Genomic DNA, 14,120 nt, shown 5'->3' with positions numbered 1-14,120 from the left:
CTTCGACAGAACGGTTGCGATTGCAGCCGTCAGGGTGGTTTTGCCGTGGTCAACGTGACCAATGGTGCCGACGTTGACGTGCGGCTTGGTCCGTTCGAATTTACCTTTTGCCATTTTGATCTTCCTTTAAAAGATTTATTTTTTTGCGGGACAGAGCAGGGCTCACCGCCTTTGCTCTGTCCTCAACTAACTAGATTTCTGACTAAGCTATTACTTGGACTTCGCGGTCACGATTGCGTCCATCACGTGCTTCGGAGCTTCAGCATAGTGCTTGAATTCCATCGTGTAGGTCGCACGGCCCTGGGTTGCCGAACGCAGCACGGTCGAGTAACCGAACATTTCCGACAGCGGGACTTCGGCCTTGATGATCTTGCCGCCGCCGCCCGGGATTTCGTCCATACCCTGCACCATGCCGCGGCGGGACGACAGGTCGCCCATCACGGTACCGGCGTAGTCTTCCGGCGTTTCCACTTCGACCGACATCATCGGCTCGAGGATGACCGGGTTGGCGCGCTTGCAGCCTTCCTTGAATGCCATCGAACCGGCCATGCGGAACGCGTTCTCGTTCGAGTCAACGTCGTGGTACGAACCGAAGGTCAGCGTCACTTTGACGTCGACGACCGGGTAGCCAGCCAGCACGCCGGCGGTCAGGGTCTCGCGAACACCCTTCTCGACTGCCGGGATGTATTCGCGCGGAATCACACCGCCCTTGATGGCGTCGATGAATTCGAAGCCCTTGCCCGGCTCTTGCGGCTCGACGGTCAGGACAGCGTGACCGTACTGGCCGCGGCCGCCCGACTGCTTGACGAACTTGCCTTCGACGTCCGAAACACCCTTGCGGATGGTCTCGCGGTAAGCCACCTGCGGCTTGCCGACGGTCGCTTCGACGCCGAATTCACGCTTCATGCGGTCGACGATGATCTCCAGGTGCAGCTCGCCCATACCACCGATGATGGTCTGGCCCGACTCTTCGTCGGTACGCACGCGGAACGACGGGTCTTCCTGAGCCAGACGGTTCAGTGCCAGGCCCATCTTTTCCTGGTCGGCCTTGGTCTTCGGCTCGACGGCCTGCTGGATGACCGGCTCCGGGAACACCATCTTTTCGAGGATGATCGGGGCTGCCGGGTCGCACAGGGTTTCACCGGTGGTCGCTTCCTTCAGGCCCACGGCTGCGGCGATGTCGCCGGCGCGGACTTCCTTGATCTCTTCGCGCTGGTTCGCGTGCATCTGCAGAATACGGCCGACGCGTTCCTTCTTGCCCTTGATCGGGTTGAAGACGGTGTCGCCCGACTTGATGACGCCCGAATACACGCGGAAGAAGATCAGCTGGCCGACGAACGGGTCGGTCATGATCTTGAATGCCAGCGCAGCGAATTTCTCGTCGTCCGACGCCTGACGGGTGACCGGCTGGTCGTCCTCGTCGGTACCGCCGACCGGCGGAATGTCGACCGGCGACGGCAGGTATTCGATGACCGCGTCCAGCATGGCCTGCACGCCCTTGTTCTTGAAGGCGGTGCCGCACATCATCGGAACGATTTCCGAAGCGATGGTGCGCTGGCGCAGGGCCTGCTTGATCTCGGCTTCGGTCAGCTCGCCCTCTTCGAGGTACTTGTTCATCAGCTCTTCGCTCGCTTCAGCGGCGGTCTCGACCAGCTTTTCACGCCATTCCTTGGCGGTGTCCAGCAGTTCGGCCGGGATTTCGCGGTAGTCGAACTTCATGCCCTGCGACGCGTCGTCCCAGTAGATCGCCTGCATCTTGACCAGGTCGACCACGCCGAGGAAATTCTCTTCGGCGCCGATCGGGATCTGCAGCGGGATCGGGTTGGCCTTCAGGCGGGCGCGCATCTGCTCGTACACCTTGAAGAAGTTCGCACCGGTACGGTCCATCTTGTTGACGAACGCCAAACGCGGGACTTTGTACTTGTTAGCCTGACGCCACACGGTCTCCGACTGCGGCTGCACGCCGCCGACTGCACAGTAGACCATGCAGGCGCCGTCCAGGACGCGCATCGAACGCTCCACCTCGATGGTGAAGTCGACGTGGCCCGGGGTGTCGATGATGTTGAAGCGGTGCGGCTCGAAGTTGTTGGCCATACCCTTCCAGAAGCAGGTCGTCGCTGCCGAGGTAATGGTAATGCCGCGTTCCTGCTCCTGCTCCATCCAGTCCATGGTTGCTGCACCGTCGTGCACTTCACCGATCTTGTGGTTCACGCCGGTGTAGAACAGGATGCGCTCGGTGGTAGTGGTCTTACCGGCGTCAATGTGAGCGGAGATACCGATGTTACGGTAGCGCTCAATAGGGGTAGTGCGTGCCATAATTTTTCCTAAATCTTTTAATGGACAAAACCGAGCGGCATTCTGGTTATCAAAATGCGCCCGGCCTGAACAACGGATACTGCACGGCCGCACCCCATGAGAGGTTTGGCCACTTGCTTAGAAGCGGAAGTGCGAGAACGCTTTGTTCGCTTCAGCCATGCGGTGGACTTCGTCACGACGCTTCATCGCGCCGCCACGGCCTTCCGCCGCTTCCATCAGCTCACCACCCAGACGTTGCGGCATGGATTTCTCGCTACGCTTGTTTGCGGCTTCGCGCAACCAACGCATAGACAGAGCCATACGACGAACCGGACGAACTTCCACTGGCACCTGGTAGTTGGCGCCACCGACGCGGCGGGATTTCACCTCGACCATCGGCTTGCAGTTGTTGATCGCGGCCACGAACACTTCGAGCGGGTCCTTGCCCGACTTCGATTGGATGTGTTCGAACGCACCGTAGATGATGTTTTCTGCGACCGACTTCTTGCCGGACAGCATCAGAACGTTGACGAACTTGGCGACATCGGTATTGCCGAATTTCGGATCCGGCAGAATCTCGCGCTTGGGTACTTCACGACGACGTGGCATTTCAATTCCTTCCTGTCTTCAGTTGAGTGCTCGTTCCGCACTCGCGAAAAGCCCTCATGGCCTTTCACTTACTCGGCCTTCCGGCCGGCTCAACTCAACAAATTAATTAAGCCAAAGTGGCAAGAGATTACTTCTTGGCTGCTTTAGCGCGCTTGGCACCGTACTTCGAACGGGCCTGCTTACGGTCTTTCACGCCCTGGGTATCCAGTGCACCGCGGACCATGTGGTAACGCACACCCGGCAAGTCTTTCACACGACCGCCGCGGATCAGCACGACCGAGTGTTCCTGCAGGTTGTGGCCTTCACCGCCGATGTACGAAATGACTTCGAAACCGTTGGTCAGGCGAACTTTGGCGACCTTACGCAGTGCCGAGTTCGGCTTCTTCGGGGTCGTCGTGTAGACACGGGTGCAAACACCGCGCTTTTGCGGGCAGTTTTCCAGTGCCGGCGACTTGCTCTTCACAACCGCGGCTTCACGCGGCTTGCGAATCAGTTGATTGATGGTTGGCATCGTTCTAAATCCAACAAAATTTGCTACTACGTTGATGACCCGGACTGTCTTGCTGCCCGGGGACTGAAACCTAGTCCCGGATTGCTTCCTGTACAGGCGACGAAAGCCACTCACCAAAGGGAGCGGCCTCAATGCGTATACGATGTGCAGAATAATTCGAGAACTCGCGAGTATAGACCCGTAGGAGGGCAAGGTCAACCTGCTTGCAGCCCGGGCACCGCGAAGTCGGCGATTGATGGCGAAATAGCCGGGAGAATGTCGCGCCTGCGACACAAGCATTGTACGCTGGTTTCCCCATGGCAAAGACAGGATAATGGCGGGATTCTCTCTCCGGATTTTCCCTCCCTTGGCTTCGATGCGACCCCTGCTGCGCCCGCGCAACCTGTATGTGCTACTGAGTTACCTGGTGCTGTCCAGCATGCCTTTCGCCCCCCGGCTGTTCGGCCACCCGGTCGCGCAGCCGGGCGAGCTGCTGGGCATCGAGCTGATCTGTTGGATCGGCGCCTGGGCCTTCTGCAAGCGTCCGGCCTACTTTCACTGGCTGTTGCTGCCGGCCTTCCTGGGCCTGCCGGTGGAGCTCTATTTATATGCGTTCTACGGCCAGGGCATCTCGACCCACCATCTCGGCATCATCGTCGAGACCAGCCCGGCCGAGGCGCTGGAATTCTTGGGCAGCAAAGTCTGGCTGCTGGCGGGGGTCTTCGTCGGCGTGCTGGCCTGGTTCGCCAGCACCTGGATCGCCGCCTGGCGCACCCGCGACCTCGACTGGGAAGACGTCTCGCGCACCGCGGTGATGGGCGTGCTGGGCCTGGGCGTGGCGGTGTTCGTCTACGGCCGTGCCTTCGGCATCGCGCCGCCGCCGCTGGCCCGTGTGGCCGGCGCATCGACGAAGCCTGCGCTGCTGAAGACCGGCGGCCCGGCGTCGCCCGGCAGTGCCGAAGAAACCGCCGCGCCGCGTCCCGGCAGCGTGCCGCCCGCCGGCCGGCTGCCGCCGCTCGCGTACTGGGCCAGGCTGCCGCTCGACCCGGACGCCTTCGCCCGTGCCTGGCCTTTCGGCCTGATGGCGCGCGGCTTCGATTTTTATAAGGAGCGGGTCTACCTGGCCGACCTGAACCGGCACAGCGCCCATTTCCGCTTCGGCGCCCATGCGGCCCGCCCCGCGGACGAACCGCAGCTGGTGGTGATGGTGATCGGCGAATCCTCGCGCTACGACCGCTGGAGCCTGAACGGCTATGCGCGCGAGACCAACCCGCGGCTGGCGCAGGAATCGAATCTGGTGACGCTGCCGGATGTGATTACGTCGGTCTCGGCCACCCGCCTGTCGGTGCCAGTGATCATCTCGCGCAAGCCCGCCACCGAGAGCCTGAAGGACGGGTTCTCGGAAAAATCCTTCCTGACCGCCTTCAAGGAGGCGGGCTTCAAGACCTTCTGGCTGTCGAACCAGATCTCGTTCGGCAAGTTCGACACCCCGGTCTCGGTGTTCGCCAAGGAAGCCGACGTGGTCGATTTCCTGAACCTGGGCGGCTTCACCGACAACTCGAACTACGACGAAGTGCTGTTCGGCCCGCTCAAGCATGCGCTGAACGACCCGGCGCCGAAGAAGCTGGTGGTGCTGCACACCCTGGGCAGCCACTGGAACTACAGCCACCGCTATCCGAAGCAGTTCGACAAGTGGCTGCCCTCGCTGTTCGGCGTCGACAAGCCGGTCTACACCGACATCCGTATCAAGGACCAGCTGAACAACAGCTACGACAGCTCGATCCTGTACACCGACTGGTTCCTGGCCCACGTCATCGACTCGCTGAAGGAGTCGCAGCAGCCGGCCTCGCTGCTGTACGCGGCGGACCACGGCCAGACCCTGTACGACAACAGCTGCCGCCTGGCCTTCCACGGCCACAACACGCAGTACGAATTCCACATCCCGGCCTTCGCCTGGTATTCGGACGCCTACCGGGAACGCTATCCGGACAAGGTCGAGCAACTGCTGCGCCACCGGAAGGCGAAGCTGGCGACCGAGAACATGTTCCACACCCTGCTCGACATGGCCGAGGTGCGCTACCCCGGCGAGCGGCTCGAGTGGAGCTTCGTGAACCCCCACTTCAAGCAGCACAAGCGCTACGTCGACAGCTACGGCTGGACCGACTACGACAACGCCACCATCCAGGGCGAATGCCACGAAGTGATCTCCAAAGGCAAGCCACTGCCGCGCACCTGATGCGTTGGCTCAAACCGGGGTCAGACTCCAAATTTTGGCAATTGCCTGGCTAACTTGTTCAGCTGGCCAAGGGCGCTCATCCTCGCTCGATAGATGCGCACAATTGATGCCGGTCGAGCGAACGGTAGAGGCCGTCTTATAAGGTCGCTATTTCCATCATCACTCGACCGCCATGCCACGTCCGCGCCGCGTCGCCCTGCCTTCGGTACCACTGCATATCATCCAGCGAGGGAATAACCGCACTCCCTGCTTCGCCTCCCGAAACGATTACCTGGCCTACCTCGACATGCTGCGCGAATGCGCATTCGACTGCGCTTGCGCGCTGCATGCCTATGTCCTGATGACCAACCATGTGCACCTGCTGCTCTCTCCTGGCGAGCACGACAGCGCCAGCATGATGATGCAGCGGCTTGGCAGGCGCTACGTCCGCTATTTCAATCGCCGCCATGGCCGGACTGGCACCTTGTGGGAGGGTCGCTTTCGCTCCAGTCTCGTGCAGGACGAACGCTATCTGATGATTTGCCATCGCTATATCGAGCTCAACCCGATACGTGCCCGCATGGCAAATACCCCATCCGATTACCCGTGGTCGAGCCACCTGGCCAACGCGTTCGGCCAGCAGGATAGTCTGTTGACGCCACATTCCATCTACACACGCTTGGGCAGCGATGCCGTGACACGCCAACGTGCGTACCGGGATCTCTTCAACGAAACCTTATCGGATGAGGCCCTGGACCAGGTCAGGCAAGCCGGCAACGGCAATCGCCCGCTGGGTGGCGGGCCGACGGAGCCTCTGTTTCGAAATTAGCGGAGGAGAAATTGCCAAAATTCGGAGTCTGACCCCGGTTTGATGTTGCGCAAATGACCGCGATCGGTCAGGCCGAGGAAATATTGCCTATAGCAAAATTTTAAGCCCTGTCCGGAAGTGTCCGTACCACAGTACGCGCGGACACGGCGGACAACTCGTCCGCAACAGGACTCCCTTTAAAAATCAATGACTTGGCATCCTGCGCCGGTTGGCATGCTTCGTGCAAATACAGCACTGTCCACAACCCAGAATGTCCACCACCATGATTCGCGATACCTCACATCAAGACGCCGTCATCGCACCAAAGGCCGGACACGCCGTCAAGCGCCGCGCCCTCTGGATCGGCGGCGCCGTTGCCGCCGCCGCGCTGTGCTTCGGCCTGTTCTCGACCTGGCGCGGCAGCGAAGGCTCGGTCAACGCCTCGCGCCTGCGGGTAGCCGAAGTCACCCGCGGCACCCTGGTGCGCGACGCCGCCGTCAACGGCCGCGTGGTGGCCGCGGTCAGCCCGACCCTGTATGCCAAGGCGTCCTCCACCGTCAACCTGCAGGTCGCCGCCGGCGACACCGTCAAGAAGGGGCAGGTGCTGGCGGTGCTGGAGTCGCCCGACCTGGCCGACGTGCTGAAACGCGAAGTCTCGTCCTACGAAGGCTTGAAGGCCGAGGTGGCGCGCCAGCAAATCCTGTCGCGCAAGCAGAAGCTGCTGGCGCAGAAAGAGGCCGACACCGCCGAGATCGAGCGCCTGTCGGCCCAGCGCACCCTGGAGCGCTACGACAGCGTGGCGCAAGTCGGCGTGATCGCCAAGATCGACTACCAGAAGGCCAAGGATGCGCTGCAGTCAGCCGAGATCCGCGCCCGGCACGCGTCGCAGGCGGCCGCCCTCGAAGGCGACGACGTCCAGCTGGCCCTGAAGACCAAGGTCAATGAGCTGGAACGCGCCAAGCTGTCGATGCAGGAGGCGCAGCGCCGCGTCGACGAGCTGACCGTGCGCGCGCCGGTGGACGGCTTCATCGGCACCCTGAACGTGCAGAACCGGATGGTGGTGGCCGCCAACGCACCCCTGATGACCCTGGTCGACCTGTCCAAGCTCGAAGTCGAGGTCGAGGTGCCGGAAACCTACGTGGCCGACATGGGCCTGGGCATGGGTGCCGAGATCACGCTGCCGAGCGGTACCGCGACCGGCAAGCTGTCGGCGCTGTCGCCGGAAGTGGTGAAGAACATGGTGCTGGCGCGCGTGCGCTTCGACGGCGAGCAGCCCAAGGGCCTGCGCCAGAGCCAGCGCGTGAGCGCGCGCCTGCTGATCGAGGAAAAGCCGAACGTCTTGACGCTGCCGCGCGGGCCTTTCGTCGAACAGGACGGCGGCCGCTACGCCTACGTGGTGCGCGACGGTATCGCCATCCGTACCCCGATCACGGTGGGCGCGACCAGCGTCTCTGCGGTCGAGATCACCTCCGGACTGAAGCAGGGCGACAAAGTGGTAGTCGCAGGCACCGACGCATTCAACAACGCAAACCGCGTCTCGATCAATCAATAATCCATCCAAAGGAAACGACCATGCTGCGCATGACCAATCTGAGCAAGGTGTACCGCACCCACATGATCGAGACGCACGCCCTGCGCGGCTTCGAGATCGAAGTCAAGGAAGGCGAATTCGTCACCGTGACCGGCCCGTCCGGCTCCGGCAAGACCAGCTTCCTGAACATCGCCGGCCTGCTGGAGGAATTCAGCTCGGGCGAGTACATCCTCGACGGCGTCAACGTGAAGGGCCTGGACGACAACCAGCGCTCGCGCCTGCGCAACGAGAAACTCGGCTTCATCTTCCAGGGCTTCAACCTGATCCCCGACCTGAACCTGTACGACAACGTCGACGTCCCGCTGCGCTACCGCGGCTTCAACGCCGCCGAGCGCAAGAAGCGCATCGAGGACGCGCTGTCGAAGGTCGGCCTGGCCTCGCGCATGAAGCACTTTCCGGCCGAGCTGTCGGGCGGCCAGCAGCAGCGCGTGGCGATCGCGCGCGCGCTGGCCGGCTCGCCGAAGCTGCTGCTGGCCGACGAACCGACCGGTAACCTGGACACCGCGATGGCGCGCGGCGTGATGGAACTGCTGGAAGAGATCAACGCCGCCGGCACCACGATCCTGATGGTGACCCACGACCCCGAGCTGGCCGTGCGCACCACCCGCAACGTGCACATCATCGACGGCCAGGTGTCCGACCTGGTGCGCAAGGGTCCGACCCTGGTCGACACCAAAGGCGCGGCAAACAGCGCCGTGAGCGCCTGAGGAGAACGGAACCATGTTCGCTTACTACTTCAAGCTGGGCGTGCGCAGCCTGCGCCGCAACCCGGCGCTGACGGCCCTGATGGTGCTGACGCTGGCCGTCGGCGTGGCCGCCAGCGTCTCCACGCTGACCATCCTGCACGTGATGTCGGCCGACCCGATCCCGGAAAAGAGCAGCCGCCTGTTCGTGCCGCAGTTCGACAACGGTCCGGTCGACCGCTACACCCCGGGCGAGGATCCGGGCGACATGCAGATGAGCTACCCGGACGCGGCCAACCTGCTCAAGAGCGGCCAGGGCGAGCGCCGCACCGCCATGTACGGCATCTCCGCCGCGGTCGAACCGCCGCGCCGCGACCTCCCGGCCTTCCGTGCCAACGGCATCGCACCGACGCGCGACTTCTTCACGATGTTCAACGTGCCCTTCCGGCATGGCCAGGCGTGGAGCGAAGCCGACGACACCCGCGGCGCCGACGTGGTCGTGCTCGGCCGCGAGACCGCCGAGAAGCTGTACGGCAACGTCAACCCGGTCGGCAAGCAGTTGAGGATGATGGGTTCGCCCTTCACCATCGTCGGCGTGCTCGACAAGTGGGCGCCGCTGCCGCGCTACTACAAGCTGATCGGCGGTAACCGCTTCAGCGGCGATGAAGGCCTGTTCATCCCCTTCGCCACCGCGATCCGCCACGAGACCGCGCACAACGGCAGCATGAGCTGCAGCGCCAACCGCGACCCGGGCTTCGCCAGCCTGCTGAGCTCCGAGTGCACCTGGATCCAGTTCTGGTTCGAGACCCATGCCGCCAGCGACCGCGCCGAGCTGCAGAACTTCATCGACAACTACGCCAGCGAGCAGCGCAAGCTGGGCCGCCTGAAGCGCAATGCTCCGAACAAGCTGTACAACGTGATCGAGTGGATGGAGAAACTGAAGGTGGTCGGCAACGACAGCAAGCTGTCGGCCTGGCTGGCGTTCGGCTTCCTGGCGCTGTGCCTGGTGAACACGGTGGGCCTGCTGCTGGCCAAGTTTTCGGTACGCGCCGCCGAGATCGGGGTTCGCCGCGCGCTGGGCGCCTCGCGCGCCGAGATCTTCCACCAGTTCCTGATCGAGACCAGCGTGGTCGGCCTGGTCGGCGGCGTGCTCGGCCTGCTGCTGGCCTTCGGCGCCCTGGCCCTGATCGGCATGCAGAGCAAGGGCATGGCGACCATCGCCCACATGGACTGGCAGATGCTGGGCCTGACCTTCGTGATGTCGGTGTCGGCGGCGATCCTCGCCGGCCTGCTGCCTACCTGGCGTGCCTGCCAGGTGACGCCGGCCATCCAACTCAAATCGCAGTAACCGGAGGCTTCCATGGAAATCCGTCCCATCCTCTCAGCGCTGATGCGCAATAAAACGGGCCCGGTCCTGGTGGCCCTGCAGGTCGCGCTCAGCCTGGCCATCCTGGCCAACGCCCTGCACGTCGTGAACGAACGCCGCACCGCGATGGCCCGTCCTTCCGGGCTGTCGGACGAGCACGCGACCTTCTATATCTCGGCCCTCAACCTGAACACCGACAGCGCCGAGCAGCAGCTGGCCGGCATGAAGCGCGAGGCCGACGTGCTGCGCGCCGTGCCGGGCGTGGCCTCGGTCGCGAACGTGTCGCAGATGCCGCTGTCGCGCAGCGGCAGCAACAACAGCGTCGCGATCGACCGCCACCAGGTCCGCGAGAGCGCCCTCGCCTCGACCTATGTCTCGGGCGATTCGATCATCAAGACCTTCGGCCTGAAGCTGGTCGAGGGCCGCGACTTCCTGCCGCAGGAACTGGTCGACCTCAACGAGAACGAGAGCCGTGACCTGCCCAAGCAGGTGATCATCACCAAGCCGCTGGCAGAGAAGCTGTGGCCGGGCGCCCCGGCGGTCGGCAAGACCATGTACTTCGGCACCGGCGAGGATGCCCAGGGCGCGCTGGTGGTCGGCGTGGTCGAGCGCCTGCAGACCGCGCACGTCAACCTCGATCCGAGCTCCGAGTATTCGGCGCTGATCCCGGCGCGCCTGTACGGCAATCCCGGCAACCTGTACGCGATCCGCACCGAACCCGGCCAGCGCGACCGCGTGATGAAGGAAGCCGAGGCGGCGCTGCGCAAGTCCTCGGCCAACCCCATGATCCTGCGCCTGAAGACCGTGGACGAGGACCGCAAGGACCTGTACCGCGCCGACGCCGCCCTGTCCTGGATGCTGGTCACCGTCAGCGTGCTGCTGCTGATCATCACCTCGTCCGGCATCGTCGGCATGGCCAGCCTGTGGGTCACCCAGCGCCGCAAGCAGATCGGCGTGCGCCGCGCGCTGGGGGCGCGCCGGATCGACATCCTGCGCTACTTCATTACCGAAAACTTCATGATCACCAGCGCCGGCGTGTTCGGCGGCGTGGCCATGGGCCTGGCCGTGAACCAGCTGCTGGTATCCAAGCTGGAGATGGCGCGCCTGCCGGTCGGCTACCTGGTCGGCGGCGCGCTGGTGTTCTGGGCGCTCGGCATCCTGGCGGCCTACGGACCGGCCTGGCGTGCGGCCAGCATTTCGCCGGCCACCGCCACCCGCAGCGTCTGACGCCAGTGGTATGCTTGCGACCATGCCCACTGTACTGATCATTGACGACAACGCCGCCGTCGGCGTCGCCCTGGACGTGCTGTTCTCGCTGCACGACATCGCGGCGCTGCACGCGGCCTCGCCCGAGGAAGGCCTCGGCCTGCTAGCGCGCCAGCCGGTCGACCTGGTGATCCAGGACATGAACTTCACGGCCGACACCACCTCGGGCGAGGAAGGCGTGGCGCTGTTCCGCGAAATCCGCAAGCGCCATCCGGACCTGCCGGTGATCCTGTTGACGGCCTGGACCCACCTGGACGCCGCCGTCGACCTGATCAAGGCCGGCGCGGCGGACTACCTGTCCAAGCCCTGGAACGACGACCGCCTGCTGGCGACGGTGACCAACCTGATCGAGCTGGGCCAGGCCAACCGGGCCCTCAACCAGCGCCTGCAGCGCGAGCGCCGCGCGCGCCGCGAGCTGGAACAGAACCACGACCTGCGCGGCCTGGTGTGGGCCGACCCGGCCACCGAACGCGTGCTGACCCTGGCCTGCCAAGTGGCGCGCGCCGACGTGCCGGTCCTGATCACGGGGCCGAACGGCACCGGCAAGGAACGCATCGCCGAGATCATCCAGGCCAATTCGTCGGTCCGCAACGGCCCCTTCGTGGTGCTCAACTGCGGCGCCCTGCCCTCCGAGCTGATCGAGGCGGAACTGTTCGGCGCCGACGCCGGCGCGTACACGGGGGCCTCGAAGGCCCGCGAAGGCAAGTTCGAGGCGGCCGACGGCGGCACCCTGTTCCTCGACGAGATCGGCAACCTGCCGCTGGCCGGGCAGATGAAGCTGCTGCGCGTGCTTGAGACCGGCCGCTTCGAGCGTCTCGGCTCGAACCGCGAGCGCCAGGTGAAGGTGCGCGTGGTCAGCGCCACGAATGCCGACCTGCAGGCCATGATCCGGCAGGGGACCTTCCGCGAAGACCTGTTCTACCGCCTGAACGTGATCGAGCTGAAGCTGCCGCCGCTGGCCGCGCGTCCCGGCGACATCCTGCCGCTGGCGCAGTCCTTCCTCCCGCCCGGCAAGATCCTGCACCCGAGCGCGGAAGCGGCCCTGATGGCACATGCCTGGCCGGGCAACGTGCGCGAACTGAAGAACGTGATGGCGCGCGCCAGCCTGCTGGTAAACGGCGACGTCATCAAGCCGGCCGAACTCGGCCTGCCGGCGCCCGCGGGGAGCCCGCAGGACGCCGAGCCGGACCGCGAAGCCATCGTGCAGGCGCTGGCGCGCGCGGGCGGCGTCATCGCCCAGGCCGCGGCCGACCTCGGCCTGTCGCGCCAGGCCCTGTACCGCCGCATGGAGCGCCTGGGCATCGCGCGCGCCGCATGAGCGCGGCATGAGCAAACCCGGCGGCAAGCGCTTCCGGCTGTCGCTCGTCACGCGCTGGTCGGCCCTGGTCGGCACGCTGCTGGCGGTCGGGATCCTGATCGCGCTGGCCCTCGACCAGTTGCTGCCAGGCCAGCCGCTGGCCGTGCTCGGCATCTGCCTGCTGTGCGTGGTGCCGATCGCCCTGATCACGATCCGCTCGCAGATCCAGCCCATCCTGTCGCTGTTCCGCGCCTTGGAGGGCACGGTGGCGAGCTACCGCGACGGCGACTTTTCCTTCAGCCTGCACTGGGGCCAGAACGACGAACTGGCCGACCTGATCGAGGCCCACAATGCCCTCGGCCAGGTGCTGCGCGAACAGCGCCTCGACCTCGTGCAGCGCGAACTGCTGCTCGACACCATGGTGCAGAACACCCCGGTGGCGATGCTGCTGGTGGCGGAGCTGGCGAATGCGCCACGTACCATCGTCTACGCCAACCTGGCCGCGCGCCAGCTGCTCTCAAGAGGCCGCAAGCTGGAGGGACATTCGCTGAACGAGGTGCTGGCGCAGGCGGCGCCGGCCCTGATCGAGGCCCTGGGCCGCGGCGGCGACGGCCTGTTCACCGCCGGCGAAGGCGAGGACGAAGAGGTGTACCACCTGGCGCGCCGCAACTTCAGCCTGAACGGCCGCCGCCACGAACTGCTGCTGCTGCGCCAGCTGACCACCGAGCTGCGGCGCCAGGAGGTGCAGACCTGGAAAAAGGTCATCCGCGTCATCAGCCATGAGCTGAACAATTCTCTGGCCCCGCTGGCCTCGCTCGCGCACTCGGGTGCGGAGCTGGTGCGGCGCGGCCAGACCGAGCGCCTGCCGCAGATCCTCGAGACGATCGGCGAGCGCACGCGCCATCTCGAGAGCTTCATCCTCGGCTATGCCCGCTTCGCCAAGCTGCCGACCCCGCGCATCGACGCCGTGCCGTGGGACGCCCTGGTCGCGCGCCTGGCCGGCCAGGTGGCATTCCGCCTGGTCGGCGAACTGCCGCCCGAACCGGCCCAGATCGACACCGCCCAGATGGAACAGGCCCTGCTCAACCTGCTCAAGAACGCGCACGAATCGGGTTCCTGGCCGGACCATGTGGAACTGCAGATCCGCCGGGTGCAGGAAGTGGTCCGCATCGACGTCCTCGACCGCGGCAGCGGCATGAACGACGCCGTGCTGACCAACGCCCTGGTGCCCTTCTACTCCACCAAGCGCAGCGGCACCGGCCTGGGCCTGGCGCTGGCGCGCGAGATCGCCGAGGCGCATGGCGGACGCATCACGCTGGCGAACCGCGAGGGTGGCGGGCTGGCGGTGACCATGATTTTGCCGGTGGGGCCCTAGCGGCATGATTGTGCCGGCAAGGCTTGGCAGCTTCGACACCGATTCTTGCGCATCTACAAGGTATCTCGTCCATCCGGGATTACGATCCCGATTTGTTCCTGTCAGTCATAAATGGAATGGAGAGA

Annotated in this window: 12 protein-coding genes; 8 read left to right on the top strand and 4 right to left on the bottom strand. The window is 64.5% G+C overall.

Translation table 11 applies throughout. From position 1 onward, the window contains the following. The 4 genes from ACI48D_RS22265 to rpsL all read right to left on the bottom strand — a co-directional run. Positions 1–114, bottom strand: a 114-nt coding sequence (locus tag ACI48D_RS22265) for a GTP-binding protein (RefSeq protein ID WP_204317187.1), incomplete at its 3' end; no start/stop codon positions are given. A 96-nt stretch (positions 115–210) separates the two neighbouring features. Then, on the bottom strand, positions 211–2,316 hold the full coding sequence (fusA, locus tag ACI48D_RS22260; protein WP_435573422.1) for an elongation factor G: 2,106 nt from the start codon (positions 2,314–2,316) through the stop codon (positions 211–213). Positions 2,317–2,433: 117 nt separating this feature from the next. Beyond that, complete coding sequence (gene rpsG / locus ACI48D_RS22255; RefSeq protein ID WP_435573421.1) at positions 2,434–2,904, bottom strand: 30S ribosomal protein S7; 471 nt, start codon at positions 2,902–2,904, stop codon at positions 2,434–2,436. A 127-nt stretch (positions 2,905–3,031) separates the two neighbouring features. Beyond that, positions 3,032–3,415, bottom strand: a complete 384-nt coding sequence (gene rpsL, locus ACI48D_RS22250; protein ID WP_036240557.1) for a 30S ribosomal protein S12 — start codon at positions 3,413–3,415, stop codon at positions 3,032–3,034. A gap of 355 nt (positions 3,416–3,770) precedes the next feature. On the opposite strand from rpsL, the gene ACI48D_RS22245 reads away from it, so the two are divergent. From ACI48D_RS22245 to ACI48D_RS22210, 8 genes are all read left to right on the top strand, one after another. After that, on the top strand, positions 3,771–5,630 hold the full coding sequence (locus tag ACI48D_RS22245) for a phosphoethanolamine transferase (RefSeq protein WP_435573424.1): 1,860 nt from the start codon (positions 3,771–3,773) through the stop codon (positions 5,628–5,630). Positions 5,631–5,802: 172 nt separating this feature from the next. Next, positions 5,803–6,438 carry a transposase gene (locus ACI48D_RS22240; RefSeq protein ID WP_435573420.1) on the top strand — a complete coding sequence of 212 codons (636 nt, stop codon included), beginning with the start codon at positions 5,803–5,805 and terminating at the stop codon, positions 6,436–6,438. Between the two features lie 250 nt (positions 6,439–6,688). Beyond that, complete coding sequence (locus ACI48D_RS22235; protein ID WP_435573419.1) at positions 6,689–7,969, top strand: efflux RND transporter periplasmic adaptor subunit; 1,281 nt, start codon at positions 6,689–6,691, stop codon at positions 7,967–7,969. 20 nt (positions 7,970–7,989) lie between these two features. Next, positions 7,990–8,715: an ABC transporter ATP-binding protein gene (locus ACI48D_RS22230; RefSeq protein WP_435573418.1), complete on the top strand. Its 726-nt coding sequence runs from the start codon at positions 7,990–7,992 to the stop codon at positions 8,713–8,715. Between the two features lie 13 nt (positions 8,716–8,728). After that, entirely contained in the window at positions 8,729–10,039 is a 1,311-nt protein-coding gene (locus ACI48D_RS22225; protein ID WP_435573417.1) for an ABC transporter permease, read from the top strand. Positions 10,040–10,051: 12 nt separating this feature from the next. After that, complete coding sequence (locus tag ACI48D_RS22220) at positions 10,052–11,284, top strand: ABC transporter permease (protein WP_435573416.1); 1,233 nt, start codon at positions 10,052–10,054, stop codon at positions 11,282–11,284. 22 nt (positions 11,285–11,306) lie between these two features. Next, the gene (locus ACI48D_RS22215) at positions 11,307–12,641 is read left to right on the top strand and encodes a sigma-54-dependent transcriptional regulator (protein ID WP_435573415.1); all 1,335 of its coding nucleotides are present in this window, start codon (positions 11,307–11,309) and stop codon (positions 12,639–12,641) included. A 7-nt stretch (positions 12,642–12,648) separates the two neighbouring features. Then, positions 12,649–13,995, top strand: a complete 1,347-nt coding sequence (locus ACI48D_RS22210; protein ID WP_435573414.1) for a sensor histidine kinase — start codon at positions 12,649–12,651, stop codon at positions 13,993–13,995. The last annotated feature ends 125 nt before the right edge of the window (positions 13,996–14,120 follow it).

Source organism: Massilia sp. LXY-6 (genome assembly GCF_051233485.1).
GTDB lineage: Bacteria > Pseudomonadota > Gammaproteobacteria > Burkholderiales > Burkholderiaceae_D > Telluria.
The sequence above is the reverse complement of the archived record's forward strand: the minus strand, read 5'-3'. Positions and strand labels throughout refer to the sequence as shown.

Bases quoted from the DNA above. Each gene is read 5' to 3' on its own strand.
- ACI48D_RS22235 (WP_435573419.1), top strand. From the start codon at position 6,689: ATGTCCACCACCATGATTCGCGATACCTCACATCAAGACGCCGTCATC.
- rpsL (WP_036240557.1), bottom strand. From the start codon at position 3,415: ATGCCAACCATCAATCAACTGATTCGCAAGCCGCGTGAAGCCGCGGTT.
- ACI48D_RS22240 (WP_435573420.1), top strand. From the start codon at position 5,803: ATGCCACGTCCGCGCCGCGTCGCCCTGCCTTCGGTACCACTGCATATC.
- ACI48D_RS22215 (WP_435573415.1), top strand. From the start codon at position 11,307: ATGCCCACTGTACTGATCATTGACGACAACGCCGCCGTCGGCGTCGCC.
- ACI48D_RS22225 (WP_435573417.1), top strand. From the start codon at position 8,729: ATGTTCGCTTACTACTTCAAGCTGGGCGTGCGCAGCCTGCGCCGCAAC.
- rpsG (WP_435573421.1), bottom strand. From the start codon at position 2,904: ATGCCACGTCGTCGTGAAGTACCCAAGCGCGAGATTCTGCCGGATCCG.
- ACI48D_RS22230 (WP_435573418.1), top strand. From the start codon at position 7,990: ATGCTGCGCATGACCAATCTGAGCAAGGTGTACCGCACCCACATGATC.
- ACI48D_RS22220 (WP_435573416.1), top strand. From the start codon at position 10,052: ATGGAAATCCGTCCCATCCTCTCAGCGCTGATGCGCAATAAAACGGGC.
- fusA (WP_435573422.1), bottom strand. From the start codon at position 2,316: ATGGCACGCACTACCCCTATTGAGCGCTACCGTAACATCGGTATCTCC.
- ACI48D_RS22210 (WP_435573414.1), top strand. From the start codon at position 12,649: ATGAGCAAACCCGGCGGCAAGCGCTTCCGGCTGTCGCTCGTCACGCGC.
- ACI48D_RS22245 (WP_435573424.1), top strand. From the start codon at position 3,771: ATGCGACCCCTGCTGCGCCCGCGCAACCTGTATGTGCTACTGAGTTAC.